Annotated in this window: 26 protein-coding genes and 1 riboswitch; of the genes, 8 read left to right on the top strand and 18 right to left on the bottom strand. The window is 71.4% G+C overall.

The features are described 5' to 3' along the window. Positions 1 to 42 precede the first annotated feature (42 nt). The gene (locus ABD127_RS13670; RefSeq protein WP_344202491.1) at positions 43 to 1497 is read left to right on the top strand and encodes an NAD-dependent succinate-semialdehyde dehydrogenase; all 1455 of its coding nucleotides are present in this window, start codon (positions 43 to 45) and stop codon (positions 1495 to 1497) included. A gap of 204 nt (positions 1498 to 1701) precedes the next feature. Here the strand turns inward: ABD127_RS13670 and ABD127_RS13665 are convergent, their stop codons facing one another. Genes ABD127_RS13665 through ABD127_RS13650 form a run of 4 tightly spaced genes read right to left on the bottom strand, consistent with a single transcriptional unit; the run spans position 1702 to position 4964 of the window. Then, entirely contained in the window at positions 1702 to 2262 is a 561-nt protein-coding gene (locus ABD127_RS13665; RefSeq protein WP_344202490.1) for an NYN domain-containing protein, read from the bottom strand. A gap of 37 nt (positions 2263 to 2299) precedes the next feature. Then, positions 2300 to 4207: an ABC transporter ATP-binding protein gene (locus tag ABD127_RS13660; RefSeq protein ID WP_344202489.1), complete on the bottom strand. Its 1908-nt coding sequence runs from the start codon at positions 4205 to 4207 to the stop codon at positions 2300 to 2302. Between the two features lies 1 nt (position 4208). Next, positions 4209 to 4511, bottom strand: coding sequence for a YbaY family lipoprotein (locus ABD127_RS13655; protein ID WP_344202488.1), 303 nt, complete (start codon positions 4509 to 4511; stop codon positions 4209 to 4211). Positions 4512 to 4526: 15 nt separating this feature from the next. Then, on the bottom strand, positions 4527 to 4964 hold the full coding sequence (locus tag ABD127_RS13650; RefSeq protein ID WP_344202487.1) for a hypothetical protein: 438 nt from the start codon (positions 4962 to 4964) through the stop codon (positions 4527 to 4529). Between the two features lie 50 nt (positions 4965 to 5014). Between ABD127_RS13650 and ABD127_RS13645 the strand changes: the two genes are divergently transcribed. The 3 genes from ABD127_RS13645 (at position 5015) to ABD127_RS13635 (ending at position 7666) form a co-directional block, all read left to right on the top strand. Next, positions 5015 to 5653, top strand: a complete 639-nt coding sequence (locus ABD127_RS13645; RefSeq protein ID WP_344202486.1) for a TetR/AcrR family transcriptional regulator — start codon at positions 5015 to 5017, stop codon at positions 5651 to 5653. 64 nt (positions 5654 to 5717) lie between these two features. Beyond that, entirely contained in the window at positions 5718 to 6638 is a 921-nt protein-coding gene (locus ABD127_RS13640; RefSeq protein WP_425545815.1) for an esterase/lipase family protein, read from the top strand. A gap of 110 nt (positions 6639 to 6748) precedes the next feature. Further along, entirely contained in the window at positions 6749 to 7666 is a 918-nt protein-coding gene (locus ABD127_RS13635; protein ID WP_344202485.1) for an esterase/lipase family protein, read from the top strand. A gap of 71 nt (positions 7667 to 7737) precedes the next feature. On the opposite strand, the gene ABD127_RS13630 is transcribed toward ABD127_RS13635, so the two are convergent. From ABD127_RS13630 to ABD127_RS13610, 5 genes are all read right to left on the bottom strand, one after another. Beyond that, positions 7738 to 9900, bottom strand: a complete 2163-nt coding sequence (locus tag ABD127_RS13630; protein ID WP_344202483.1) for a heavy metal translocating P-type ATPase — start codon at positions 9898 to 9900, stop codon at positions 7738 to 7740. Continuing rightward, the gene (locus ABD127_RS13625) at positions 9900 to 10139 is read right to left on the bottom strand and encodes a heavy-metal-associated domain-containing protein (RefSeq protein ID WP_344202482.1); all 240 of its coding nucleotides are present in this window, start codon (positions 10137 to 10139) and stop codon (positions 9900 to 9902) included. Before ABD127_RS13625 ends, ABD127_RS13630 begins: the two co-directional genes overlap by 1 nt. Before the next feature lie 30 nt (positions 10140 to 10169). Then, positions 10170 to 10463: a metal-sensitive transcriptional regulator gene (locus ABD127_RS13620; RefSeq protein WP_344202480.1), complete on the bottom strand. Its 294-nt coding sequence runs from the start codon at positions 10461 to 10463 to the stop codon at positions 10170 to 10172. 162 nt (positions 10464 to 10625) lie between these two features. After that, complete coding sequence (locus tag ABD127_RS13615; protein ID WP_344202478.1) at positions 10626 to 11198, bottom strand: DUF305 domain-containing protein; 573 nt, start codon at positions 11196 to 11198, stop codon at positions 10626 to 10628. 45 nt (positions 11199 to 11243) lie between these two features. Beyond that, positions 11244 to 11840, bottom strand: coding sequence for a DUF305 domain-containing protein (locus ABD127_RS13610; RefSeq protein ID WP_344202476.1), 597 nt, complete (start codon positions 11838 to 11840; stop codon positions 11244 to 11246). A gap of 78 nt (positions 11841 to 11918) precedes the next feature. Here ABD127_RS13610 and ABD127_RS13605 point away from each other — a divergent pair, with 78 nt between their 5' ends. Continuing rightward, positions 11919 to 12347, top strand: a complete 429-nt coding sequence (locus tag ABD127_RS13605; protein WP_344202475.1) for a PaaI family thioesterase — start codon at positions 11919 to 11921, stop codon at positions 12345 to 12347. A gap of 4 nt (positions 12348 to 12351) precedes the next feature. Next, positions 12352 to 12439: riboswitch (ZMP/ZTP riboswitch) on the top strand. A 59-nt stretch (positions 12440 to 12498) separates the two neighbouring features. Continuing rightward, on the top strand, positions 12499 to 13743 hold the full coding sequence (serA, locus tag ABD127_RS13600) for a phosphoglycerate dehydrogenase (RefSeq protein ID WP_344202473.1): 1245 nt from the start codon (positions 12499 to 12501) through the stop codon (positions 13741 to 13743). Here serA and ABD127_RS13595 read toward each other — a convergent pair. From ABD127_RS13595 to ABD127_RS13580, 4 genes are all read right to left on the bottom strand, one after another. Then, positions 13736 to 14176 (bottom strand): hypothetical protein, encoded by a 441-nt coding sequence (locus ABD127_RS13595; protein WP_344202472.1) that lies wholly within the window; start codon positions 14174 to 14176, stop codon positions 13736 to 13738. The genes serA and ABD127_RS13595 overlap by 8 nt on opposite strands. 64 nt (positions 14177 to 14240) lie before the next feature. Further along, positions 14241 to 14786 (bottom strand): hypothetical protein, encoded by a 546-nt coding sequence (locus ABD127_RS13590; protein ID WP_344202471.1) that lies wholly within the window; start codon positions 14784 to 14786, stop codon positions 14241 to 14243. A 64-nt stretch (positions 14787 to 14850) separates the two neighbouring features. Then, on the bottom strand, positions 14851 to 15765 hold the full coding sequence (locus tag ABD127_RS13585) for a hypothetical protein (RefSeq protein ID WP_344202470.1): 915 nt from the start codon (positions 15763 to 15765) through the stop codon (positions 14851 to 14853). Positions 15766 to 15774: 9 nt separating this feature from the next. Further along, positions 15775 to 16578, bottom strand: a complete 804-nt coding sequence (locus ABD127_RS13580; protein WP_344202469.1) for an NAD-dependent protein deacetylase — start codon at positions 16576 to 16578, stop codon at positions 15775 to 15777. A gap of 206 nt (positions 16579 to 16784) precedes the next feature. On the opposite strand from ABD127_RS13580, the gene ABD127_RS13575 reads away from it, so the two are divergent. Further along, the gene (locus ABD127_RS13575; protein ID WP_344202468.1) at positions 16785 to 17009 is read left to right on the top strand and encodes a hypothetical protein; all 225 of its coding nucleotides are present in this window, start codon (positions 16785 to 16787) and stop codon (positions 17007 to 17009) included. Between the two features lie 21 nt (positions 17010 to 17030). On the opposite strand, the gene ABD127_RS13570 is transcribed toward ABD127_RS13575, so the two are convergent. From ABD127_RS13570 to ABD127_RS13550, 5 genes are all read right to left on the bottom strand, one after another. Next, positions 17031 to 17564 (bottom strand): DUF1697 domain-containing protein, encoded by a 534-nt coding sequence (locus tag ABD127_RS13570; protein ID WP_344202466.1) that lies wholly within the window; start codon positions 17562 to 17564, stop codon positions 17031 to 17033. Continuing rightward, positions 17561 to 18604: an NADP-dependent oxidoreductase gene (locus ABD127_RS13565; protein ID WP_344202464.1), complete on the bottom strand. Its 1044-nt coding sequence runs from the start codon at positions 18602 to 18604 to the stop codon at positions 17561 to 17563. Before ABD127_RS13565 ends, ABD127_RS13570 begins: the two co-directional genes overlap by 4 nt. A gap of 348 nt (positions 18605 to 18952) precedes the next feature. Then, the gene (locus ABD127_RS13560) at positions 18953 to 20188 is read right to left on the bottom strand and encodes an acyl-CoA dehydrogenase family protein (RefSeq protein ID WP_344202462.1); all 1236 of its coding nucleotides are present in this window, start codon (positions 20186 to 20188) and stop codon (positions 18953 to 18955) included. Positions 20189 to 20226: 38 nt separating this feature from the next. Next, the gene (locus ABD127_RS13555; RefSeq protein ID WP_344202460.1) at positions 20227 to 21282 is read right to left on the bottom strand and encodes a phosphotransferase family protein; all 1056 of its coding nucleotides are present in this window, start codon (positions 21280 to 21282) and stop codon (positions 20227 to 20229) included. Continuing rightward, on the bottom strand, positions 21279 to 22808 hold the full coding sequence (locus ABD127_RS13550; RefSeq protein ID WP_344202458.1) for an AMP-binding protein: 1530 nt from the start codon (positions 22806 to 22808) through the stop codon (positions 21279 to 21281). Before ABD127_RS13550 ends, ABD127_RS13555 begins: the two co-directional genes overlap by 4 nt. A 187-nt stretch (positions 22809 to 22995) precedes the next feature. Here ABD127_RS13550 and ABD127_RS13545 point away from each other — a divergent pair, with 187 nt between their 5' ends. After that, positions 22996 to 24174, top strand: coding sequence for an ABC transporter substrate-binding protein (locus ABD127_RS13545; RefSeq protein WP_344202456.1), 1179 nt, complete (start codon positions 22996 to 22998; stop codon positions 24172 to 24174). Positions 24175 to 24190: the final 16 nt, after the last annotated feature.

Here is a 24190-nt window from a genome sequence, read left to right as displayed (position 1 = left end):
GCTCGACTGTCGGCCCGTGGCCGACCGTCCTAGGCTCGGCCCATGAGCGCTTCCGACGTCGTGTCCCAGGTCCCGCAGCAGCTGTTCATCGCAGGAAGCTGGCGCGACGCGACCGGCGGGGGGACCTTCGGGGTCGAGGACCCGGCGACGGGTGACGAGATCGCCCGCGTCGCGGACGCGACGGTCGAGGACGGTGCTGCCGCGCTCGACGCCGCGGTGGCGGCGCAGAAGGAGTGGGCCGCCACGCCGCCCCGCGACCGGGGCGAGATCCTGCGCCGAGCCTTCGAGGCGGTCACGTCGCGCACCGACGAGCTCGCCGCGATCATGACGCTCGAGATGGGCAAGCCGCTCAAGGAGAGCAAGGCCGAGATCGCCTACGGTGCCGAGTTCCTGCGCTGGTTCTCCGAGGAGGCCGTGCGCATCGCGGGCCGCTACTCGGTGGCCCCGAACGGCGCCACGCGTCTGCTCACGCTGAAGCAGCCCGTCGGCCCGGTCCTGGCGATCACGCCCTGGAACTTCCCGCTCGCGATGGGCACGCGCAAGATCGCGCCGGCCATCGCCGCCGGCTGCACGATGGTCGTCAAGCCCGCCGGTCTCACGCCGCTGACGATGCTCTGGCTCGCCCAGGTGCTGCAGGAGGCGGGCCTGCCGGACGGCGTGCTGAACGTCGTCACGACGAAGAGCACCGGGAAGGTCATGGGTCCGCTGATCGCCGATCCGCGGCTGCGGAAGCTGACGTTCACGGGCTCGACCGAGGTCGGCCGCTCCCTGGTCGAGCAGAGCGCACAGGGCCTGCTGCGGGTCTCGATGGAGCTCGGCGGCAACGCGCCGTTCCTGGTCTTCGACGACGCCGACGTCGACGCCGCGGTCGACGGCGCGATGCTGGCCAAGATGCGCAACATCGGCGAGGCGTGCACCGCCGCGAACCGGTTCATCGTGCACGAGTCGGTCGCCGAGGAGTTCTCCCGCAAGCTCGCCGAGCGCATGCAGGCGCTGACGTCCGGCCCCGGCCTGGACGACGGGGTGGACGTGGGCCCGCTCGTCGAGAAGGCCCAGCGCGACAAGGTCGCCGAGCTCGTCGACGACGCCGTCGCGAAGGGTGCCACGGTGCTGTGCGGCGCCGAGGTGCCGGAGGGTCCGGGCTGGTTCTACCCGCCGACGGTCCTGACCGACGTGCCCGACGACGCCCAGGTCCGCACCGAGGAGATCTTCGGCCCGGTCGCGCCGATCTTCACCTTCCGCGAGGAGGCCGAGGGCATCGCGATGGCGAACGACACCGAGTACGGCCTGGTCGCCTACGCCTTCACCCGCGACCACGCGCGCGTCGTCCGCGTCTACGAGGGCCTGGAGACCGGCATGGTCGGCATCAACCAGGGCATCGTCTCGAACCCGGCGGCGCCGTTCGGTGGCGTCAAGGCCTCCGGCTTCGGCCGCGAGGGCGGCACCGAGGGCATCGAGGAGTACCTCGAGACGAAGTACGTCGGCCTGGCGATCTGACCCACCCCGCCCCTTGAGGTGCGACGAAGGAGCCTCGAAGGGGGCACCCCCGCCACGCGGACGTACCGGACGAGCGGCATGGACCAGGATGCGCGGGCGTGGGTTCGCGGCGATCTGGACGGAGCACGGCACGTCGCCCTCGGGCACGGCAAATCTGCCGTGCCCGAGGACCAGCTGCCGTGCCCAGCCACCACTGGTCGCGGTCTACCCGAGGAACTGCGCGGGGTCGAACTCGTCGATCGGGATGACCCGCAGGCGCGGCAGCGTCTCGGTGAAGGCGTGCACGTCGTACTCCAGGTCGAAGACCTCGAGCCCCTGGGCCTGCAGCTCGGTGTACCCGAGGTTGCGGAACTCGTTGAAGGCCAGGAGGCCCGTGCGGCGCGTGCCGATCAGCGGAGCGAGCTGGGGGATGAAGTCGCCGTCGTTGCTGACCAGCACCACGTCGCCCTCGCGACGGCCGATCTCCTCCAGCGTGCGCTGGATGCCGAGGTCGACGACCTTCTGGTCAGGCGTGCCCGACAGGGGCACGGGCTTGTAGCCCAGCGAGGTCAGCGCCTGCACGAACGGCATCGGGATCTCGCCGTGCACCGCGAGGAAGAACAACGGCGTGACGGGCTGCCCCCAGTGCTCCTCGGCGAAGGTCAGCAGGCGGTCCCAGCGCGGGCGCTCCTGCGGCTGCGGCCGACGACCGAGGATCGATCCTCCGAGCGTCGCGTCGATGTTCTCGCCGTCGACGAGGAGGTACGTGCGCCCGAGACTGTCCATGCTCACGACCCTAACCCTGAACCGGGTCGTCCTCCGATCAGTCGACCGCGCGGTCGCTGCGCTCGGCGTGCAGGCGGGCATAGAGGCCGTCGAGGGCCAGCAGCTCCTCGTGCGTGCCCGCCTCGACGAGCCGGCCGTGCTCGACGCCGAGGATGACGTCGGCCCGCCGCACGGTCGAGAGGCGGTGCGCGATCGCGATCGTCGTGCGATCGGCGGCGGCGCGCTCGAGCGCCTCCTGCACGACCCGCTCGGTCTCGGTGTCGAGGGCGCTCGTGGCCTCGTCGAGGATCAGCAGCGGCGGGTTCTTGAGCAGCACCCGGGCCAGCGCGATGCGCTGCTTCTCGCCGCCGGACAACCGGTAGCCGCGCTCGCCCGTCAGGGTCTGGTAGCCGTCGGGGAAGCCCATGATGCGGTCGTGGATGTTGGCGTCGCGCGCGGCCTGCACGATTTCGTCCTCGGTCGCTCCCGGACGTGCGTAGGCCAGGTTGTCGTGGATCGTGCCGTGGAAGAGGTACGCGTCCTGCGTGACGACCCCGACCGCCCGCGACAGCGAGGCGAGCGACAGGTCGCGCACGTCGTGCCCGTCGATCAGGACCGCACCGCGGGTCACGTCGTAGAGCCGCGGCACCAGGTAGGTCGCGGTCGTCTTGCCCGATCCCGAGGGCCCGACGATCGCGGCGAACTGGCCCGGCTCGAGCCGGAACGAGACGTCGCGCAGGGCCCAGGAGTCGTCCGCGTCGGCGCGTGCGTCGAGGACCGACTCGTGCTGCGGCTCGAGCGGGCGCCCCGCCAGAGATCGCGGTGCCGGGTACCGGAACCACACGTCGCGCAGCTCCACGGCGCCGCGCGGCTGCTCGAGCTCGATCGCGCCGGGCTTCTCGGTGATGGTCGGCTGCAGGTCGAGGTACTCGAAGATGCGGCGGAACAGGGCGAGCGAGGTCTGCACGTCCAGCGTGACCCGCATCAGCTGGAGCAGCGGCATCTGCAGCCGTGCCTGCAGGGTCGTGAACGCGACGAGGGTGCCGGCCGTGAGCGCGTCCGCGCCCCCCGGCACGTTGCCGGTCACGAGGAGCCCGGCGAGCAGGTAGATCAGCGCCGGGGTGATCGCGAAGAACGTCTGCACCGTCGCGAAGAACGTGCGTCCCGTCATGGCCTGCGAGACCTGCAGCCGCACCTGCTGGCGGTTGGCGTCGCGGTACCGGATCGTCTCGGTCTCGCCGCGGTCGAAGACCTTGCTCAGCAGGATCCCGGAGACGCTCAGGGCCTCCTCGGTGATCGCGGTCATGTCCGACAGCGACTCCTGGGTCTTGCGGGCGATGACCTGGCGCCGGCGCCCGACCCGCAGCTGCACCCAGATGAAGACCGGCATCAGCACGAGCGTCAGCACCGTCAGCTGCCAGGACAGCACGACCATCGACACGACGGCGGCCAGCACCGTGACGGAGTTCTGCACGATCGTCGTGGCCGTGTCGGTCAGCACGGTGCGCACGCCCGCGACGTCGTTGGCGAGGCGTGACTGGATCACGCCGGTCTTGGTGGCCGTGAAGAAGGCGAGCTCCATCGTCTGCAGGTGGGCGAACAGCTCGCCCCGCAGGTCGGCCATCGCCGAGTTGCCGATCGTCGAGGTCAGCCAGTTCTGGGCGATCGAGATCACGGCGGTGACCAGCGGGATCACGCACATCGCGACGACCAGCCAGGTCAGCACGTCGAGGCGGACCCCGCCCCCGTCGGTCGGGAACAGGGCGTCGTCGAAGACGGCCTTGGTCAGGAACGGGATGAGGGAGGTCAGGGCCGCCGACGCGACGACCGCGACGAGCACGAGCACCAGCTGGGTGCGATAGGGCGCCAGGAGCCGGGCGACCCGCTCCAGCACCGGTCCGGCCTCGGTGTCGCGAGCCTCGTCGGGGTCGATGTGGTGGACGCCGTCGGTGGGCCCGGACCGCACGTCAGTCGCCGTCGACGCGCTCGAGCACCGTCTCGGCGTCGGTCGCCGCGACGAGCTCGGGCGTGCCCCACACGCCGACGCCCGTGCGCAGGATCGCCCACACGAGCAGGCGGTCGGTGTCGGGGACGAGCTGCGGGTCGATCGTGACGGTCCAGTCGACCGGTGCCTGCTCGACGTCGAAGGCGGACGCGCCGTGCACCTCGCCCTCGGCGTCGACGACCTTGACCGTGGCCACCGCCCCGGCCGGGAAGGCGACCTTCTCGCGGATGGCGAGCGTTCCGGTGACGGTGAGGAGTGCGGTCATGGGGTCGAGCCTAGGTCAGCCCCCGAGGATCGCCAGCGCGCCGAAGATCCCGACGATCGCCACGATGCCCACCAGCAGGCCGGCGAACGCGAGGCCGCCCTTGCGCTTGACCTTCTCGTAGCCGATCGAGCCGGTCGTGAACTGGTGCCACGGCGCGGCGTAGAAGACGGGCACGTCCTGACCCGGCTGGAGCGTGAACTGGATGCTGGCCTGCCCGTAGGTGCGCAGCCAGGAGTTCGACAGCTCGATCCGCACGGGACCCGCCGGCACGGGGATCGGGTTCGCGCCGTAGCGGACCTTGACCGGGTAGCCGTTGATGGACGCCGAGGGCGTGATGACGTTCGAGGTCATGACCGACCCCTGGACCGTCAGGTGCACCGTGCCCATCGGCGGGTGACCGGGCTGGGGCGTCGGCTGCTGGGGCGGGCCGGGAGGTCCGGGCGGCTGCGTCATGCCCCGAGAGTATCCAAGCCGAGTGCCGCTCCCGGCCGTAGATTGTGCAGGTGACACAGCGCCGTTCCCTTTCCGCCGTCGACGAGCGACGCGAGTCCCGTCGACAGTCCCTGCTCGACGCGGCGCTGGAGCTGTTCGCGACCCGGGGGTACCTGGCCAGTCCGATCGAGGACCTGTGCCGCGCCGCGCACGTCAGCACCAAGAGCTTCTACGGCATCTACGAGTCGCGCGAGCAGTGCTACCTGGACCTGATGCGCCGCACGACCGAGCACCTCCTCGAGACCATGACGGCGGCCGTCGTGGCCGAGGGGTTCGACGACGTGGCCGCGGCGGAGCGCCGGCTCCTGACGACCTTCGCCCGCCTGATGGGCGGCGACCCCCGCGTCGCCACGGTGCTGTTCGGGCGTGGGACCGCGACGACGTTCGCGGTCGAGGCGGAGCGCCGCGCGAACCGGCGGCGCACGGCCGACCTGATCGCCCTGATCTGGTCGCTCTCGCAGGTGACGCAGGAGCAGGCCGACGGCATCGCGACCGGCGTCGTCGGTGGCCTGTTCGACATCGTCGCCGACTGGGTGGCCGGGTCCGACGAGCTCGAGGTCCTCGACCCGGCGGTCCTCGAGCGCCGCCTCATCGCGTTCTACCAAGCCGTCACGGCAGGGATCCGTATTGGAAAAGAAAACTTGTCCTGACGTCGTGTGACGTGGTTCACTCCACTCGTGCTCGTCGGAGGGACGGGCCGGGAGGAGAACCTGCATGAGAACCATCGGAGCATCCGTCCGTCTCGTCGCTGCGGCCGTCGTCGCCGGGATCGCGCTCGTCGCGCCGACCTCGGCGCAGGCCGCGCCGGCCCCCACGTCGGCACCGGCGGCAGCGGTGCCGGACCTGGCGGCCGCCGCGCCCGTCACGAAGGGCTGGAACAACTGGAGCTGCACGCCGTCGGCCGCGCACCCGCGGCCGGTCGTGCTGGTCCACGGCCTGGGCGCGACCGACGTGCTCAACTTCGCCGTGCTCGCGCCGAGGCTCGTCAGCGCCGGCTACTGCGTCTTCTCGCAGACCTACGGCACGACGTACTACCCGGCCGTCGGCGGCCTCGCGCCGATGGAGCAGAGCGCCGCTCAGCTGGGCACCTTCGTCGACCGCGTGCAGGCCGCGACGGGCTCGACCAAGGTCGACATCGTCGGCCACTCCGAGGGCACGACGGTCCCGGCCTACTACCTGAAGTTCCTCGGCGGCGCCCAGGAGGTCGGCACGTTCGTCGGCTTCGGCTCCAACTTCGCGGGCACGACGCTGTCGGGCCTCGGGTCCCTGGCTCGCGCGATCGGGTTCCAGCCGATCCTCGACGCCGGTGGCTGCACGGCGTGCTCGCAGTTCCTGCCCGGCTCGGACTTCATGAACCGGCTGAACGACGGTGGCAACGCGGTCGCGGGTCCGCGGTACGTCAGCATCATGAGCAAGCTCGACACGATCGTGACGCCCTACACGAGTGGCACGCTCACGACCACGACCGGCGCCGACATCACCAACGTCGTCCTGCAGGACTACGCGCGCTGGGACTTCGTCGGTCACCTCGGTCAGGCCATCGACCCGAACGTGGTGAACCTGGTCCTGCACCACCTCGACCCCCAGCGGACCCCGCTCGCCCGGGCCGTGCCGTTCACGACGTTCGGCGTCTGATGCGGACTGGATCGAGGCCGCGGAAAAGAAGCCTTGTCGGTGATGAGTGTGACGTGGTTCACTCGACGCGTGCCGCCGTCCGAGCGGCCCTTCGGGGGAAGGAACCGTCCATGAGACCTGTCCGAGCGTCCGTCCCGCACACCGTGCGGCTCGTCATCGCCCTGGTCGCCACCGTCGCGCTCGTCGCGCCGACCGGCGCCCAGGCCGCAGCACCCCCGTCGGTCGCCCCGGCTGCGGCGCCGCTGGCCACGGCCGTCAGCTCCGGCTGGAACAACTGGAGCTGCAAGCCGTCCGCGGCGCACCCACGCCCCGTGGTGCTGGTCCACGGACTCGGGGCGTCGGACGCGCTCAACTTCGCCACGCTCGCGCCGAAGCTCGTGAGCGCCGGCTACTGCGTGTTCTCGGAGTCGTACGGCCAGACGTTCTACCCGGGCGTCGGCGGTCTGGCGCCGATCCAGGACAGCGCCGCCACGCTGTCGGCCTTCGTCGACCGCGTGCGCGGGGCGACGGGCACGGCCAAGGTCGACATCGTCGGTCACTCCGAGGGCAGCGTCATGCCGGCGTACTACCTGAAGTTCCTCGGCGGCGACCAGAAGGTCGGCACGGTCATCGGCTTCGGCTCGGTGTACTCGGGCACGACGCTCCTGGGCCTGGGCACGCTCGCCTCCGCCATCGGCTTCCAGCCGGTGCTCAACGCCGGTGGGTGCACCGCCTGCAGCCAGCTGCTGCAGGGCTCGCCGTTCCTGAACGACCTCAACGCGGGTGGCGTGGCGGTGCCGGGGCCCCGGTACGTCAGCATCGTCAGCAGGTTCGACAGCGTCGTGACGCCGTTCACCAACGGCCGGTTGACGGGCGCGCCCGGCGCGAACATCACCAACATCACGCTGCAGGACTACGCGCCGTGGGACTCCGCCGGACACCTCGGGCTCGCGATCGATCCCAACATCGCCAGCCTGGTGCTGCACCACCTCGATCCGGTCAACACCCCGTTGCGCCGGCCGGTGCCGTTCACGACGGTCGGCATCTGACCCCCTGACCGCTGCGGCCGCGCACCTTCCTGTGAGGGAGGAGGTGCGCGGCCGCAGCCTTGTGCCGAAGGTCAGGTCAGCCGCGTGCTGCGCAGCCGCAGCGAGCTGCCGACCACGAAGACCGAGCTGAACGCCATCGCCAGGCCCGCGACCATCGGGTTGAGGTAGCCCGACATCGCCAGCGGGATCGCGGCGACGTTGTAGGCGAACGCCCAGAAGAGGTTGCGCCGGATCGTGCGCAGGGTCGCGCGGGCGAGCCGCACGGCCTCGGGGGCCTTGCGCAGGTCACCCTCCACGAGGGTCAGGTCCGACGCGGCGATCGCGACGTCGGTGCCCGTGCCCATCGCGATGCCGAGGTCGCTGGCGGCCAGGGCGGCGGCGTCGTTGACCCCGTCGCCGATCATGGCGACGACGCGTCCCTCGGCCTTGAGCCGCTCGATCGTGCGCAGCTTGTCGTCCGGGGTGACCTCGGCCTCGACCCGGTCGATGCCGACCTGGGCCGCGACCCGCTCGGCGACGGCCCGGTTGTCGCCGGTCAGCAGCACCGGCTCGAGCCCGAGGGACCGGAGCTCGGCGATCGCGGCGGCCGACGACTCCTTGACGGTGTCGGCCACCGTGATCGTGCCGAGGAACGTGCCACCGTGCTCGACCGCCACGACCGTGCCCGCCTCGCCGCCCCCTGAGGTGCGCCCTTCGAGGCTCGTTCCTCGCACCTCAGGGCCCGGCGCGGTCACCCAGGTCGCACGGCCTGCGCGAGCGGGCTCGCCGTCGACCACGCCCGAGACGCCCTGGCCCGCGTGGTTCTGGAATCCCACGAGCTCGCCGTGCTCCGCCTGTCCCGCGATCGCGCGGCCGACGGGGTGCTCGGAGGCGTCCTCGAGGGTCGCGGCGACCCGCAGCAGGCGTTCGGGGTCGACTCCGTCGGCCGGCGCGACGTCGACGACGCCCATGACGCCGGTCGTGACCGTGCCGGTCTTGTCCAGCACCACGGTGTCGATGCGGCGCGTCGACTCCAGCACCTGCGGACCCTTGATGAGGATGCCCAGCTGGGCCCCGCGCCCCGTGCCCACCATGAGCGCGGTCGGCGTCGCGAGACCGAGGGCGCACGGGCAGGCGATGATCAGGACCGCGACGGAGGCCGTGAAGGCCTGCAGCAGCGTGCCGCCGAGGAGCAGCCACGCGCCGAACGTCGCGACGGCCAGCACCATGACGCCCGGCACGAACCACGCGGACACGCGGTCGGCCAGCCGCTGCACCTCGGCCTTGCCCTCCTGGGCCTCCTCGACGAGGCGGGCCATCTGGGCCAGGCGGGTGTCCTCGCCCACGGCGGTGGCTCGCACGACGAGCCGGCCCGACACGTTGACCGTGGCGCCGGTGACCTCGTCGCCGACGGTCTTGTCGACCGGGACGGACTCGCCCGTGAGCATCTGCTCGTCGACGCTGGACTCGCCCGCGACGACGACGCCGTCGGTCGCGACGCGCTCACCGGGGCGGACCGTGAACTCCTCGCCCACGGCCACGTCGACCGCCGGCTGCAGCTCCATCAGGGCGCGGAGCGCGGCGCTCGAGCGTCCCTTCGCCGCGGCCTCGAGGTAGTGCCCGCCGAGCACGAAGACCGTGACCGCCGCGGCGACCTCGAGGTAGATCTCGTGGGAGCCGGCGCCCTGCGCGAGCCAGGTCCAGCGCATCGTCATGCCGATGTGCCCGGCCTCGCCGAGCACGAGCGCCCACACCGACCAGAGGAAGGCGGCGCTGACGCCGACGCTCACGAGGGTGTCCATCGTGGCCGCGCCCTGGCGCGCGTTCAGCAGTGCCGAGCGGTGGAACGGCCACGCGCCCCAGGCCACGACGGGGGTCGCGAGGGCGAGGCAGATCCACTGCCAGTAGTCGATCTGCAGGGCCGGGACCATCGAGAGCAGCACGACCGGCACGGTCAGCACGGCCGAGACGACCAGGCGACGTCGCATCGACGCGACGCCGTGCAGGCCCCCGTGATCGGCCCCGTGGTCGGGACCGTGTCCGTGAGGATCGCGGACGCGGGCCGTGTAGCCGGTGCGCTCGACGACGTCGATGAGCTGCTGCACGTCGACGTCTTCCTCGGCACGCACCGTGGCGCGTTCGGTCGCGTAGTTGACCGTGGCCTCGACGCCCTCGAGCTTGTTGAGCTTCTTCTCGACGCGGGTCGCGCACGCCGTGCAGGTCATGCCTCCGATGTCGAGGCGGGTCGTGCTCATCAGGCCAGCGGGAGCGAGCCGGGTCGGGCCAGCTCGTAGCCCGCCTCGTCGACCGCCGCCGCCACCTCCTCGCGGCTCAGCTCGCGTGCCGTCTCGACGTGCACGGCGGACGTGCCGCCCTTGACGAGGTCGATCGTGACGCCCGTGACGCCGTCGAGCGACGTCAGCTCCTCGGTCACGGCGGCGGTGCAGTGCCCGCACGTCATGCCGGTGACCTGGAAGGTCTGGGTGGTGCTCATGGGGTGGGGTCCCTTCGTCGGGTGGTGAGGTCAGGAGCGAACGAGGCGCGCGATGGCGTCGGACGCCTCCTTGACCTTGATGTCGGCCTCCGGCCCGCCGGCGCGGGCCGCGTTGACGACGCAGTGGGCGAGGTGCTCGTCGAGCAGCTTCAGCGCCACCGCCTCGAGGGCCTTGGTGGTCGCGCTGACCTGGGTCAGCACGTCGATGCAGTACGTGTCCTCCTCGACCATGCGGGTCAGCCCGCGGACCTGGCCCTCGATGCGCTTGAGCCGCTTGAGGACCGCGATCTTGTCGTCGGAGTAGCCGGGAGTCTCGTGTGCCATGTCGCCACCATACCCCCAGGGGGTATCGAACTCAAGCGGAAGCCGACCGGGCCCTGAGGTGCGAGGAGGAACGACGAGCCTCGAAGGGCGTGCGGTGACCACCGGTGGTTGCGGTGTCCCCTTCGAGGCTCCTTCTTCGCACCTCAGGGGGCGCGTCTCACCTCAGCCGAGCAGGGCCGTCATCTGGGCGATCTCCGAGCGCTGCACCTCGACGACCTGCTCCGCGAGCTCCTGCACGTCGGGGTCCTCGCCCTCGGCCACGGCCGTCTCGGCCATCTCGACGGCGCCCTCGTGGTGCTCGATCATGAACGTCAGCCAGAGCTCGTCGAACTGCGAGCCCGTCGCCGCGGCGAGGTCGGACATCTGCTCGTCGGTCAGCATGCCCTCCATCGTGTGGTCGGCTCCGTCGCCGTGGTCGCCGTGGCCGTCTCCGTGCCCGTCGCCGTGGCCCGAGCCCGCAGACTCGCCCCACTCCTCGAGCCAGCCGTTCATGAGGTCGATCTCGTCGTGCTGGGCCGAGCCGATCTGCTCGGCGAGCTCACGCACCTCGGTGGACGCGCCGCGGTCGGGCTCCAGGGCGAGGTCCGACATCTCGACGGCCTGCTCGTGGTGCGGCACCATCTGCTGCGCGAAGGCGACGTCGGCGTCGTTGTGGGTGCCGGAGCCGCACGCGGCGAGCACGGTGACGGCCGCGGCCACGGTGAGGGCACGGATGGCGTGACGAGGTGCAGTCATGCGCCGACGGTAACCCATACCCCCTACAGGTATCCAGCAGTCGACTCAGCGGATCTCCTCCTGCAGCACCTCGAGCCGGTCGCGCCACCCATCGTTGGCCGCGTCCCAGTCCTCGACGACGGCCCGCAGCCCGGGGTCGCTGCCCCGGTACAGCAGGTCGCCCGAGTCGCGCAGCTGCGTGAGCGTGCGCTCCAGGACGACGCTGACCCAGTACCCGTCGAACTCGACTCCGTCGAGACGCTGCAGCACGTCGTAGTCCTCGTCGCCGGCGTAGTCCGGCAGCGTCACGGCGCCGACCGCGCTGTCGTACACGAGCGGCTCGAGGTCCCACTGCTCCTCCCGGCCGCGCAGCTCCGCGAGGAAGTCGTCGGCGGCGTCGGCGATCTCCTCCGCGAGCTCGACCACCTCCGGGTCGTCCGACTCCTCCGCCGCGAGCTCGGCGAGCCTCTGCACCTCGCTGACCGGCAGCGCGGTCTCCAGCACGTAGTCCTCGTCGGCGTCGTTCGGGTCACCCGCGGGCTCCGGGTCCGGGGCACACCCCACGCGGTCGGACGCTGCACAGGTCTCGTCCTCGCCGCAGGCGGCCAGCCCGAGGCCCAGCACCACCAGCACGGCCGCGGCCGCGGCTCCTCGACGTCTCATGACCCGACCGTACGGACGTCGACGCCCCAGCGCGAGGGAGAGAGGTCCCCGTCCGGCCGGGCTCGGTACGCTCGCGACATGTCTGACGTTCCCGGCCTGGACGGCCTCCTCGGGGTCGAGCACCTCGAGCTCACCCCCGACAAGGTCGTCGTGCAGTACACGCTCGGCGAGCAGCACCTGCAGCCGTTCGGCATCCCGCACGGCGGCGTCTACTGCGCCGTGCACGAGTCGACCGCCAGCACCGGCGGGCAGATCTGGCTCGGCGAGAAGGGCGTCGTGGTCGGCACGAACAACAGCACCGACTTCATCCGCCAGGCCAAGGTCGGCGACACGATCACGACCGTCGCGACGCCGATCCACCGTGGCCGCACCCAGCAGCTGTGGCGCGTCGAGACGACGGGTCCGGACGGCAAGCTCGTCGCCCAGGGACAGGTGCGTCTGGCCAACCTCGACCTGCCCGTCCCACCGGAGGCGCTCGCGCGCTACCGGGCCATGACGCAGGAGTAGGCTGGGCCTGCCCGGCAACTGGCGTTGAGGTGGGAGACCACCAGGGAGCCTGGCAGCTCACGACATCGGGACCGTTCGCCTGGGCCCACGAGTCAGCCCCTGACCCAGGTCAGCCCTGACCCGAGAGGCCCCCTACATGACGATGACGACGATGACTCACGACACCACACTCCCCGCCCGCCGCCTGGACGACGCCGACGTGCGCGTCCTGCTGCTGGAGAACATCCACGCCGACGGCCGCGACTTCCTGCGCGGCAAGGGCTACCAGGTCGAGACGCGCGACGGTGCGCTCGGCGAGGACGAGCTCATCGAGGCGATCCAGGGCGTCCACCTGCTCGGCATCCGCTCGACGACCTACATCACCCCCAAGGTCCTCGAGGCAGCCCCGGACCTGCTCGCCGTCGGCGCCTTCTGCATCGGCACCAACCAGATCGACCTCGCCGCCACGTCGCGCGCCGGCATCGCGGTCTTCAACGCGCCGTACTCCAACACGCGCTCGGTCGTCGAGCTCGCGATCGCCGAGATCATCTCGCTCGCGCGCCGCCTCCACGAGAAGTCCACCGACATGCACCGCGGCGTGTGGAACAAGTCGGCCGCCGGAAGCCACGAGATCCGCGGCCGCACGCTCGGCATCATCGGCTACGGCAACATCGGCAGCCAGCTGTCGGTCGTCGCCGAGGCCCTCGGTCTCAAGGTCATCTTCTTCGACATCGACGACAAGCTCGCGCTCGGCAACGCCAAGCGCTGCTCGACGATCGAGGAGCTGCTCGCCGAGGCCGACGTCGTGTCGCTGCACGTCGACGGCCGGCCCGGCAACGCCGGCTTCTTCGGCGAGGAGCAGTTCGCCGCGATGAAGCCGCGGGCGCTGTTCCTCAACCTGTCGCGCGGCATCGCGGTCGACACCGCCGCGCTGCGCCAGCGCCTGGAGTCGGGCGAGATCGCGGGTGCCGCGCTCGACGTGTTCCCCGTGGAACCGAAGCGCCAGGGCGACCCGTTCGCCTCGGAGCTGCAGGGCATCCCGAACGTCATCCTGACCCCGCACGTCGGCGGCTCGACCGAGGAGGCGCAGCAGGACATCGGTCGCTTCGTCGCCTCGAAGCTGCGGTCGTACGCGGCGTTCGGTGGCACCTCGCTCAGCGTCAACTTCCCGGAGATGAACCTGCCGGCCGATCCTGACAAGCACCGCGTGGCGTACGTGCACGAGAACGCCCCCGGCGTGCTCGCGCGCATCAACACGCTGCTGGGCGAGCACCACGTCAACATCGAGGGCCAGCAGCTCTCGACCCGTGGTGAGCTGGGCTACGCCGTCACCGACGTCGCCAGCGACCCGGGTCCGGCGGTCCTGGCCGCGCTCGCCGCGCTGCCCGAGACCATCCGGGTGCGCGAGCTCAGCTGACCGGCTGAACCGCAGCGCGCGGTGACGGCGCCAGGATCGCGACGATCCCGGCGGCCGTCGCGACGATGGCGCCGAGCAGGCTGACCCAGACTCCCCACGCGTTCTTTCGAGTGAGGGTCGGTCCGTCGACCCTCTGCGCGACGTCGGCCGCGGTCGACGTCGCGACGTCGATCATGATGACCACCGTCAGGAGCAGAGCCAGCGCTGCGACGGGCAGGAGGGTCCACCGCGCAGCGGCGGCGACCGCCCGTCCCGCCACGCCGCTCGTCGCGGCCACGAGCACGACCAGCACCGCGACGACCCACGCGACTTCGGAGCCCTTCAGGCCCGGGTAGGTGTTCTCGCCGATCCTGCTCCACGGCGCGAGGGCGCCGAGCACCCAGACGAGGGCGCCGAGTGCCGTGAGGCCTGCGGCCAGGCGGATCTGTGTCATGCCTCGACGGTAGGCCCGCCCGACCGTGCCCGCGACGGGGAGCGCTCCCCGGAACTTCCGCGGCTCAGGGAGCCGGCGGGGGCGGAGGAGGTGTCGCGGGACCGGCGGTCGGCGGTGCGGGCGCGGGCGCTGGGGGCGCTGGAGGCGCGGTCGGGGCCGGCGGAGTCCAGGCGCCGTAGGCCGGGCCGGGCGAGGAGACCGGTGCGGCAGCCGACGTGGATCCTCGCGAGGCCAGGCCCAGCAGCACCGCGACCGCGGTGACCCCGAGCGACGCCAGCAGGGCGAACCAGAGTCCCCAGCCCACGCTGACCGAGAAGTACTCCTCGTCGCCCGACGTGCTGATGTTGATGACGTCGTAGACCGTCGTGAGCAGGCTCGCGGCCGCAGGGAGCAGCACGATCCAGGTGATCCAGCGACGCACGTCCGGCACGCCGAGGGCGAGTCCGGTCAGGCCAGCGATCACGATCGCGCACAGCAGGGTGATCACACCGTCGCCGTCCATCCCGGAGGCGGAGACGAACCCGGCCGAGACCCACGGGCCGATGCTGCCGATGAGCAGGAGACCGCAGAGGCCGAATTGGGTGATCGCCAACGGCTTGAAGGGGAGCATGCCGGAACCCTAGGGCGACGCGGGGCCACCCGTCTCGAGATCGAGCGGGTCGCCGCGGCAGCGGTCAGGCCGCCGGCGGCGGAGGCAGGGGCGGGCCGGCGCGGTGGAACTGGGGTGCCGGGGTGCGCAGCGGGAACCAGGGTCGCGCGCGGATCCCCGCATCGGGCAGAGGTACGAACAGCAGCAGGATCCCGCCGAGGCACGTGACGCCCGCGCCGAGCACGGCCAGCCACGCCCCCCATGACACGCTCAGGTCGGACGCCCCATCCGCATGGGCCAGCGTCAGGACTGAGGCCGTCAACGCCGCAGCCGCCAGAGGCAGCACGAAGGGTCGCAGGGCCGGGGTCGCTCTGGGAGGGCCCGCGAAGCCCACCAGGAGAACGCCGACCAGAATCATCAGGACGATGGCCGCGACACGGTCGCTCTCACGGCTCGCGACGACGTCTCCACCGCCCGCCCCCCACGGGCCGAAGGATGAGATGAGCGACAGAATGGTGCCGAGAGCGGCGACGGAGAGGGCGCTCCGCAGCGGGTCGCCGGGTGAGGCGCCCCAGGGTGCGGGTCGCGGAGGCGGTTCGGTCGGGATGACCCGCCGGGAGACCACCGCCAGGGCCGTGGAGACCACCAGTAGGACCTGGGCGGTCGTCACCGTGGCCCACAACCCCCATCCGACCGTGACAACCTCACCGCCACGAGTCGAGCCGGCGATCCGGACGAGGTCGATCGTCGATGTCAGCGACGCCAGTGCTGCGATCGTGACGACCGCCCACGGGAACCAACGGCGGGCGTGGGCGGGCCGGACCGACCACATCGCGAGGAGCCCCGCCCAGATGGGCAACGCCGTCCCGGGATACGCAGACCCGGCCTCGAAATCCGAGAGCTCGCCGCTGTCCGCGACCACCCACGGGCCGAAACCACCGACGAACAGCGCGACGGCCGACGCCATCACGACAAGTCCGAGGAGGCGGAAGGCGGTCACCCCAGAACTTTAGGCGCGGGCGGGGGCGCCCGTCAGGTGTTCTGCGAGGGTCTCGGCCACGCCCGCGTCGAGCTTGACCGTGGCGAGGGCGTCGCCGCGGGTCGCGCCACGATTCACGATCGCGACCGGGATGCCGCGCTTGGCGGCGGCCCGCACGAACCGCAGGCCGCTCATGACGTGGAGCGACGAGCCCAGCACCAGCAGCGAGGCCGAGCGCTCGACCAGGTCGAAGCAGTGAGCGACGGTCGGCTTCGGGACGCTCTCACCGAAGAAGACGACGTCGGGCTTGAGGCGGCCGTCGCACGAGGAACAGGCCGCCACCGTGAAGGTCTCGGTCTCCTCCAGCAGCACGTCGCCGTCGGGGGCCGACACCGCCTCGCGATCGGTCCACCCGGGGTTCAGGCGCGTCAGGCGCTCCTGGAGATCGACCCGCGGCGTGACCTCACGGCAGTCGAGGCAGATCACGCGGTCGATCGCACCGTGCAGCTCGACCAGCTCGCGGTGGCCGGCGCGGCCGTGCAGGCCGTCGATGTTCTGCGTGACGAGGCCCGTCAGCACCCCGTCGGCCTCCAGCTGGGCGAGCACGCGGTGCGTCGTGTTCGGCTCGGCCGTGCGCATGCGTGACCAGCCGACGTGGGCGCGGGCCCAGTAGTGCTGCTGGGCGCGGTCGGTCGCGACGAACTCCTGGTAGGTCATCGGCGTACGCGGGACGCTCGCGGGACCGCGGTAGTCCGGGATCCCGGAGTCGGTCGAGACCCCCGCACCGGTGAGCACCAGCACGTCGCCGCGCTCGAGCATCATCGCCAGGTCCATGCCTCCCAGGGTAGATCGCGACACCACCCCGCGCCCTCCAGATGTGTGCGCAGATCCACCGTCTCGGGTCGCCAGAAGGTCGATTCGCGCACACATCTGGTGGAGGTGGGGTGCGACTTTCGGCGGGGGCGGATCTCGGTCCCGTGGCCGGTGCGCCGCGGCGGTCACACGGGCGACGATGAAGGCGTCGACCGAGGAGGGGAACCGTGGACGACGTGGACTGTGGCCGGGACTGCGACTGCGACGACGCGCGTCAGGACCTGGCCCAGGAGCAGGGCACGGGTGACGACCGGCTCGCGTGGGGGATCATCCTGGGCGGCGGGGTCGGCGCGAGCGCCTGGATCCTGTTCGACGTGTGGTGGCTGGCCGGGCTCGGGATGCTCGCCGGCATCGCTGCGGCGTCGTGGGTCGGTCTCGCGGACGATCGCTGAGCCGGTCGAGCCGGCGCCGGCTCAGGCGGTCAGGTCGAGGAGCTTCTGCACCGTGTTGAGGTTGCGCGCCGTCCCCGCGACGCCGAGGCGACGTCCGATCGTGGCGTCCTTCATCTGCGGCCGGCCGGCACCGTCGGCGTACCGGACGTGCATCTCGCGGCCGACGACCTCCCAGCGGTCGTCGCCCGTCGGTACCTCGTGCGCCGCGGCCAGTGCTGCCGCGGTGGGCGCCGCGGTCAGGAACGTGACGTAGGAGTACTTCGCCTCGACGACCTCGAACGGGTGGGCCGCGAGCGCGTCGGCCACCTCCCCGCGTGACCGGCTGATGACCTCGCGGAAGAAGCCGAACCGCTGCTCGACGGCCTTCTCGAGCGCGCGGTCGAAGGCGTCCGGGTCGCCCGGCGGCACGCACAGCAGGTTGCCCGAGGCGATGTAGGTCGAGACCTCGGTCGCGCCCAGCTCGGCGGCGACCTCCCGCAGCTCGGCCATCGGCAGCTTTGTGCCCCCGACGTTGACCGCGCGCAGCAGGTGGATCCGCACCGCCGACTCGCTCACGTGCGGCTCGGGTCCTCGCCGACCTGCACGAGCAGCTTGCCGACGTTGCGACCCGTGAGCAGCCCGCGGAACGCGTCGACCGCGTTCTCCAGGCCGTCCACGACGTCCTCGCGGTACTGCACGGTCCCGGCGCCGACCCAGCCACCCATCTCACGCAGGAAGTCGGCGTGGTGCTCGGCGACGAACTCGTCCTGGATGAAGCCGCGGATCGTGAGGCTCTTGGTCAGCACGCGGCGCAGCAGCGCGGGACCGGGCTCGGCCCCCTCGCGCGGCTCCGTCGCGTTGTAGTCGGCCACGAGCCCGCAGACGGGGATGCGGCCGTAGGTGTTCATGCGGCGCACGACCGCCTCGCCGACGGTGCCCGCGACGTTCTCGAAGTACACGTCCACGCCGTCGGGGGTGGCGGCCTTGAGCTCGGCGGCGAACTCGGGCGAGCGGTGGTCGATCGCCTCGTCGAAGCCGTAGACGTCGCGCAGGATCTTGACCTTCTCGGCGCCACCGGCGATGCCGACCGCCCGAGCGCCCTTGGCGCGTGCGATCTGCCCGACCGCCGAGCCGACCGGACCGGCCGCGGCCGCGACGACGACGGTCTCGCCCTCCTGCGGCTTCCCGATCTGCAGGAGCCCGGCGTAGGCGGTGAACCCCGGCATGCCGAGCACGCCGAGCGCGGTGGAGATGGGGGCCGTGGCCGGGTCGAGGCGGCGGGTCTGGCGCGCGGGGACGACCGCGTGCGACTGCCATCCCGTGAACGCCAGCACGTAGGTGCCGACCGGACGCGACTCGGCGTTCGACTCCACGACCTCGCAGACCGTCGACCCGACCATCACGTCGCCCAGCTCGACCGGTGCGGCGTAGGACTTCGCGTCGCTCATGCGCCCGCGCATGTACGGGTCGAGCGAGAGGTAGATCGTGCGCAGCAGCACGTCGCCGTCGCCCAGCGCCGGGACCTCCGCGGTGTCGATCGTGAAGTCGCTGTCGGCGGGCTCGCCGACCGGACGACGGGCGAGACGGACCTGGGTGCTGGTGGTGGAGGAGGTCATGTCCCCGACGGTACCGATCCCGCCCGGCAGCGGCCCGCCGGTGGTGACGGAGCCCCTTTCGAGGCTCCTCGTGCCTCGTCACACCTCAAGGGGCGGGATGGTGCACGCCCCCGACCCCTGAGGTGCGAGGAACGAGCCTCGAAGGGGTCACCGTCGCCCCCGGTGGTTGAGGTGCCCCTTTCGAGGCTCCTCGTGCCTCGTCACACCTCACGGGGCGGGATGGTGCACGCCCCCGACCCCTGAGGTGCGAGGAACGAGCCTCGAAGGGGTCACCGTCACCCCCGGTGGTTGCGTTCCCCCATTCGCGGCTCCTCGTGCCTCGTCACACCTCACGGGGCGGGAGGCCGGCTAGGGGGTGAGGACGGGGCTCTGGCGCAGCTCGGTGCCGGCGATCGTGCGCAGGTGCACCTCGTCCGGACCGTCGAAGATCCGCATCGCCCGGTGCCAGCCGTACATCGCCGCGAGCGGCACGTCGTCGCTCACCCCGGCGCCCCCGTGCACCTGGATCGCGTCGTCGATCACCTGAAGGGCGACCCGCGGCACCGACACCTTCGCCATCGAGACCAGCGTGCGCGCGGCGTGGTTGCCCTCGGCATCGATCACGGCTGCGGTGTGCTGGCACAGCAGGCGGGCCTGGTCGATCGCAATGCGGGCCTCGGCGATCTTGCTCTGCACGAGCCCCTGCTCCGAGAGGGGACGCCCGAACGCGGTGCGCCGCTGAGCGCGCTGGACCATGAGCTGCAGCGCCCGCTCGGCCGCGCCGAGGGCGCGCATGCAGTGGTGGATGCGTCCTGGTCCGAGGCGAGCCTGGGCCAGCGCGAACCCCGAGCCCTCCTCGCCGAGCAGATTCCTCGCGGGCACCCGGACGTCCTCGAAGAGGACCTCGCAGTGACCGTGCTGGTCGTGCCGACCGAACACCGGGACGTCGCGGACGATCGTGACGCCCGGGGTGTCGCGGGGGACGAGGATCATCGACTGCTGGCGGTGGCGCTCGGCGTCCGGGTCGGTCTTGCCCATGACGATCAGCAGCCTGGCTCGCTCGTCGGCCGCCCCGCTGGTCCACCACTTGCGGCCGTTGATCACGTAGTCGGCGCCGTCACGCACGATCTGGGTCTGGATGTTGGTGGCGTCGGAGCTCGCGACCTCGGGCTCGGTCATCCCGAAGGCCGAGCGCACCGTGCCGTCGAGCAGCGGCTCGAGCCACTCCTGCTTCTGTGCGGGGGTCCCGAACAGGTGGAGCAGCTCCATGTTGCCGGTGTCCGGGGCCTGGCCGTTGATCGCCTCGGGTGCGATCTCGAGGCTCCATCCGGTGATCTCGGCGAGGCCCGCGTAGTCGAGCTGCGAGATGCCGGACTCGGCCGGCAGGAACAGGTTCCACAGCCCGCGCTCGCGGGCGCTGGCCTTCAGGCGCTCGACCACCGGCGGGAGCGTGTGGTCCTGCGGACCCCGCTCCGCGCGGTACGCGTGGTACTCCGCCTCGGCGGGGAAGACCTCGTCGTTCATGAACGCGACGAGCTGGTCGCGCAGCGCCTGGGCCGCAGGTGACGGCGTCAGGTCGAGCGCCGAGAACGGGTCGGTGGTCATGTCACTCCTGGTGGTGTGGTGGTCGTGGGGGACGGGGGTCAGCCCACGCGGAGCGAGCGCAGCGCGGAGGCGGCGGCACGGTCACGGGCGCGGTCGATCAGGGGGGCGACCATCGCACCGATGCCGTCGAAGCCGTCGCCGACGGTCTCGCCCCGCAGGTGGCGTGCGTGGATCTGCTCGAGGATGACCGCGACCTTCAGGTCGGAGAACACGATGTACCAGTCGACCTCGTCCAGACCGATGTCGCGGCGGCGCGCGTAGCCCTCGACGATGTCGTGCGCGCTCGGGAACCCGGGCTGCGCGGTGGCCCCCGCCGTGATCGGGTTGTGGAACCGGTCGGGCTCGTCCCAGAAGCTCACGAGCATCCCGAGGTCGGCCAGGCTGTCGCCCAGCGTCGCCATCTCCCAGTCGAGCAGGGCCCGGATCTGGGACGGGTCGTCCTGGTCGACCAGGACGTTGTCGATCTTGTAGTCGCCGTGCACGATGCCGGCGAACCGCGTCTGCGGGACGGCGGCGTCGAGCCGGTCGAAGAGCACGTCGACGCCGGCGTGGTCCTGCGTCTTGATCGCGTGCCACTGGCGTCGCCACCGGGCGAGCTGCCGGTCGAGGTAGCCCTCGGGACGGCCCCAGCCGTCGAGCCCGACTGCGGCGGGCTCGATCTCGTGCAGCGTCACCAGGGTGTCGAGCATCGCGTCGGCAAGACCGCGGCGCTGCGCGACCGTGAGCGTCCCGGTGTCGTCCTGCGTGCGCAGGGTCCGTCCGGCGATCCGGTCCATGACGTAGAACGGCGCCTCGAGGACACCCGCCTCGGCCTCGCACGCGACGGTGCGGGGCACCGGCACGTCGGTCGGGCCGAGGGCACGGAGCACGCGGAACTCGCGCGAGACGTCGTGGGCGCCGCGCGGCACGTCGCCGAGCGGGGGCCGGCGCAGGATCCAGGAGCGGTCGCCGTCGGTGAGCGCGTAGGTGGGGTTGGACCGCCCACCGGCGATGATCTCGCCCTGGAGCGGACCCGCCAGACCGCCGTCGACGCGCGTGCCGAGGTAGGACGTCAGCACGTCGAGGTCGATGCCGGGCAGGTCGGTCGTGCTCATCGGCTCTCGGCCTTGTACTCCTCGCGGAGCACGCGCTTGAGCAGCTTGCCCGTGGGGGTGCGGGGCAGCTCGTCGACGAACTCGACGATGCGGGGCTGCTTGACGCGCGAGAGCCGGTCGGCGGTGTCGGCGATGATCTGCTGGGCCAGGGCGTCGGAGGCCTCGTGCCCGGGGTTCGGCGTGATGAAGGCGGCGACGCGCTGCCCGTACTCGAGGTCCGGGACCCCGATCACGGCGACGTCCTGCACCGCGGCGTGCTCGATCAGCACGTTCTCGATCTCCTGGGGGTACACGTTGACGCCGCCCACGAGGATCAGGTCGTCGCGCCGGTCGGAGATGTAGAGGAAGCCCTCCTCGTCGAGGTACCCCAGGTCCCCGACGGTGCGCCAGCCGAGCTCGTTGCGCGTCGCGGCGGTCTTCTCGGGCGCGTTGAGGTACTCGAAGTCGACGCCCCCCTCGGACCAGATCGTGCCCGGGGTGCCGACCGGCAGGACGTTGCCCTCGTCGTCGCAGATGTGGGGCGTGCCGAGCACGGGTCGCCCGACCGAGCCGGGGCGTGCGAGCGCCTCCTCGGAGCGGATCAGGGTCACCAGCGGCGCCTCGGTCGAGGAGTAGAACTCGTCGACGATGGGCCCGAGCCAGGCGATCATGGCCTGCTTGACCGAGGGCGGGCAGGGAGCGGCGGCGTGGATCACGGCGCGCAGGGACGACACGTCGTGCGCGAGCCGCACCTCGTCGTCGAGCTGCAGCAGGCGGACGAACATCGTCGGCACCATCTGCGTGTGGGTCACCTGGTGCTTCGCGATGAGCTCGAGCGCCGGCTCGGGCTTGAACTTCGGCATGATCACGACCGTGCCGCCCATGCGCTGGACGGCCATGCTGGTCCGCAGTGGCGCCGAGTGGTACATCGGAGCGGGCGAGAGGTAGACCGTCGACTCGTCGAAGCCCCACGTGTTGATGAGGAACGGCGCGGTGCCGCTGAGGGTGCCGAGCGGTGCCTGGCCGAGGGTCGCGGCGACGCCCTTGGGCCGGCCCGTGGTGCCAGAGGAGTAGAGCAGGTCCACGCCCTCGGACTCCGGGCCGTTCGGGACCGCAGGCTGGGCGTCGCGTGCGGGTCGGAGGTCGGGAAGGCCGGCCGCCTCGCCGTCGATCGAGAACGCCGCGAGCGGGGTCGGCGACACCATGGCGATGGCTGCCGCTGCCACGTCGGCCAGTGCGGTGCACGTGAAGACGACCTTGGCGCCGCTGTCGGTCAGGATGTACGCGATCTCCTCGGCCGTGAGGTGGCTCGCGACCGAGGTGTACCGCAGACCCGAGCGCTGGGCGCTCCACGCGATGTCGAGCAGGCCCGGCACGTTCGGCAGCAGGATCGCGACGACGTCGCCGGGGACCAGACCGATGTCGCGCATCAGGTTGGCGGTGCGGATCGAGTTGTCGACCATCGTGCGGTAGTCGACTGCGACTCCGTCGATGACGTACGCGGGCGCCTCGGGACGGCGATCCGCATGGTGGTCGGGGAACAGCATCCCGGGCTCCATTCTGACTGAACGTTCGGTAAAGGGACCCTAGGTGGCCGAGTACTGCTGGTCAAGGTCAGGAGCGCGTCAGATGGCAAAAAACTTTATCGAACGTTAGGTATTGCTTTCGCCGCTCGACGTCCCTAGGGTGATCGACGTCACGTCCGCCCCGGACGCGAGAAATGTAGGAGATCCCATGAAGAGATTGGCTGCGGTGGCAGTGGCCGCCACGCTCGTCCTTGCTGCGTGCAGCGGGGGCGACGACTCCAGTTCGTCCGGCGACGGCACGACGGTGAAGATCGGACTGGTCGGTCCCGAGACCGGTGCGGCGCCGCAGTTCTACACCGACCTCGTGCGCCCGACCGAGCTGGCCGTCAAGGAGCTCTCGGAGAAGTACGGCGTCGACGTCGAGATCGTCACGGCCGACGACCAGGGCACCCCCGACGGCGCGTCCATCGCCGTGCAGCGCCTGCTCAACAACGAGGACGTCGACGTGATCTTCGGCCCGCCGCAGTCGGGCAACGCGCTCCAGGTCAGCGAGGTCATCCAGCGCACCGGCCGTCCCGTGTTCTCCCCGGCGCTCGCCGACGAGATCATCGAGAACGGTGCCGACCCGAACTGGGCCTTCCGCACCAACTACAGCAACACCGACCTCTCGACCGTCGTGACCGAGCTGCTCTTCTCGGGCGGCGGCACGGTCGGCGTGATCCACTCCGCCGACGGCTACGGCCAGAGCGGCGCCGAGACCATCGAGGCCCAGGCGGAGGCGGCCGGCTACGACGTCGCCGCCGTCGAGGCGATCCAGCCGGGCGCGACCGACTTCGGTCCGGGCATCGCCCGCCTGCGCGCCGCCGGCGTCGACACGGTGTTCCTCGCGATCACCTCGGGCAGCGACACCGCGACGGTCACGCGCGCGATGGCGCAGGAGAACCTGGGCGCCAAGCTCGTCGTGACCAACGCGACGATCCTGGCCGACTTCTCCGAGCTCGCCGACCCGGCGCAGTGGGAGAACCTGGTCTTCGTCGACACCCGCGACCTGACCGGCTCGTCGATCACCGCGATCTCGGAGGAGTACGAGGCCGAGTACGGCGAGCCGCCGATCCTGCCCACCAACGTCCACAGCGTCTACGCCGCGGTCGACGCGTACCTGCAGGCCGTGTCCGAGGTCGGCGACGCGCGCGACTTCGACGCGATCCGCGAGGCGATCGAGGGCCTGGAGGAGATCACGGTCAAGGACGACGTGTACCCCAACCCGTTCAGCAAGGACGACCACGAGCTGTACGACCCCGAGGAGGCCTCGGGCTGGTTCGTGCTCGGGTTCGACGCCTCGGGAACCCTCGAGAACCGCGGCACGCTGGCTGACTTCGTCAGCTGACGTGACCGCCTGATCC

The organism is Aeromicrobium alkaliterrae (assembly GCF_039529015.1).
GTDB lineage: Bacteria > Actinomycetota > Actinomycetes > Propionibacteriales > Nocardioidaceae > Aeromicrobium > Aeromicrobium alkaliterrae.
Note: the sequence above shows the minus strand (reverse complement) of the source record. Positions and strands in the feature narration are given on the sequence as shown.

What these genes read in the sequence shown, in the direction of transcription:
- ABD127_RS13595 (WP_344202472.1), bottom strand. Translation starts at nt 14,176, where the DNA reads ATGACACAGATCCGCCTGGCCGCAGGCCTCACGGCACTCGGCGCCCTC.
- ABD127_RS13635 (WP_344202485.1), top strand. Translation starts at nt 6,749, where the DNA reads ATGAGACCTGTCCGAGCGTCCGTCCCGCACACCGTGCGGCTCGTCATC.
- ABD127_RS13550 (WP_344202458.1), bottom strand. Translation starts at nt 22,808, where the DNA reads ATGCTGTTCCCCGACCACCATGCGGATCGCCGTCCCGAGGCGCCCGCG.
- ABD127_RS13650 (WP_344202487.1), bottom strand. Translation starts at nt 4,964, where the DNA reads ATGACGCAGCCGCCCGGACCTCCCGGCCCGCCCCAGCAGCCGACGCCC.
- ABD127_RS13640 (WP_425545815.1), top strand. Translation starts at nt 5,718, where the DNA reads ATGAGAACCATCGGAGCATCCGTCCGTCTCGTCGCTGCGGCCGTCGTC.
- ABD127_RS13625 (WP_344202482.1), bottom strand. Translation starts at nt 10,139, where the DNA reads ATGAGCACCACCCAGACCTTCCAGGTCACCGGCATGACGTGCGGGCAC.
- ABD127_RS13670 (WP_344202491.1), top strand. Translation starts at nt 43, where the DNA reads ATGAGCGCTTCCGACGTCGTGTCCCAGGTCCCGCAGCAGCTGTTCATC.
- serA (WP_344202473.1), top strand. Translation starts at nt 12,499, where the DNA reads ATGACTCACGACACCACACTCCCCGCCCGCCGCCTGGACGACGCCGAC.
- ABD127_RS13630 (WP_344202483.1), bottom strand. Translation starts at nt 9,900, where the DNA reads ATGAGCACGACCCGCCTCGACATCGGAGGCATGACCTGCACGGCGTGC.
- ABD127_RS13620 (WP_344202480.1), bottom strand. Translation starts at nt 10,463, where the DNA reads ATGGCACACGAGACTCCCGGCTACTCCGACGACAAGATCGCGGTCCTC.
- ABD127_RS13555 (WP_344202460.1), bottom strand. Translation starts at nt 21,282, where the DNA reads ATGAGCACGACCGACCTGCCCGGCATCGACCTCGACGTGCTGACGTCC.
- ABD127_RS13565 (WP_344202464.1), bottom strand. Translation starts at nt 18,604, where the DNA reads ATGACCTCCTCCACCACCAGCACCCAGGTCCGTCTCGCCCGTCGTCCG.
- ABD127_RS13590 (WP_344202471.1), bottom strand. Translation starts at nt 14,786, where the DNA reads ATGCTCCCCTTCAAGCCGTTGGCGATCACCCAATTCGGCCTCTGCGGT.
- ABD127_RS13615 (WP_344202478.1), bottom strand. Translation starts at nt 11,198, where the DNA reads ATGACTGCACCTCGTCACGCCATCCGTGCCCTCACCGTGGCCGCGGCC.
- ABD127_RS13610 (WP_344202476.1), bottom strand. Translation starts at nt 11,840, where the DNA reads ATGAGACGTCGAGGAGCCGCGGCCGCGGCCGTGCTGGTGGTGCTGGGC.
- ABD127_RS13580 (WP_344202469.1), bottom strand. Translation starts at nt 16,578, where the DNA reads ATGGACCTGGCGATGATGCTCGAGCGCGGCGACGTGCTGGTGCTCACC.
- ABD127_RS13605 (WP_344202475.1), top strand. Translation starts at nt 11,919, where the DNA reads ATGTCTGACGTTCCCGGCCTGGACGGCCTCCTCGGGGTCGAGCACCTC.
- ABD127_RS13560 (WP_344202462.1), bottom strand. Translation starts at nt 20,188, where the DNA reads ATGACCACCGACCCGTTCTCGGCGCTCGACCTGACGCCGTCACCTGCG.
- ABD127_RS13665 (WP_344202490.1), bottom strand. Translation starts at nt 2,262, where the DNA reads ATGGACAGTCTCGGGCGCACGTACCTCCTCGTCGACGGCGAGAACATC.
- ABD127_RS13545 (WP_344202456.1), top strand. Translation starts at nt 22,996, where the DNA reads ATGAAGAGATTGGCTGCGGTGGCAGTGGCCGCCACGCTCGTCCTTGCT.
- ABD127_RS13655 (WP_344202488.1), bottom strand. Translation starts at nt 4,511, where the DNA reads ATGACCGCACTCCTCACCGTCACCGGAACGCTCGCCATCCGCGAGAAG.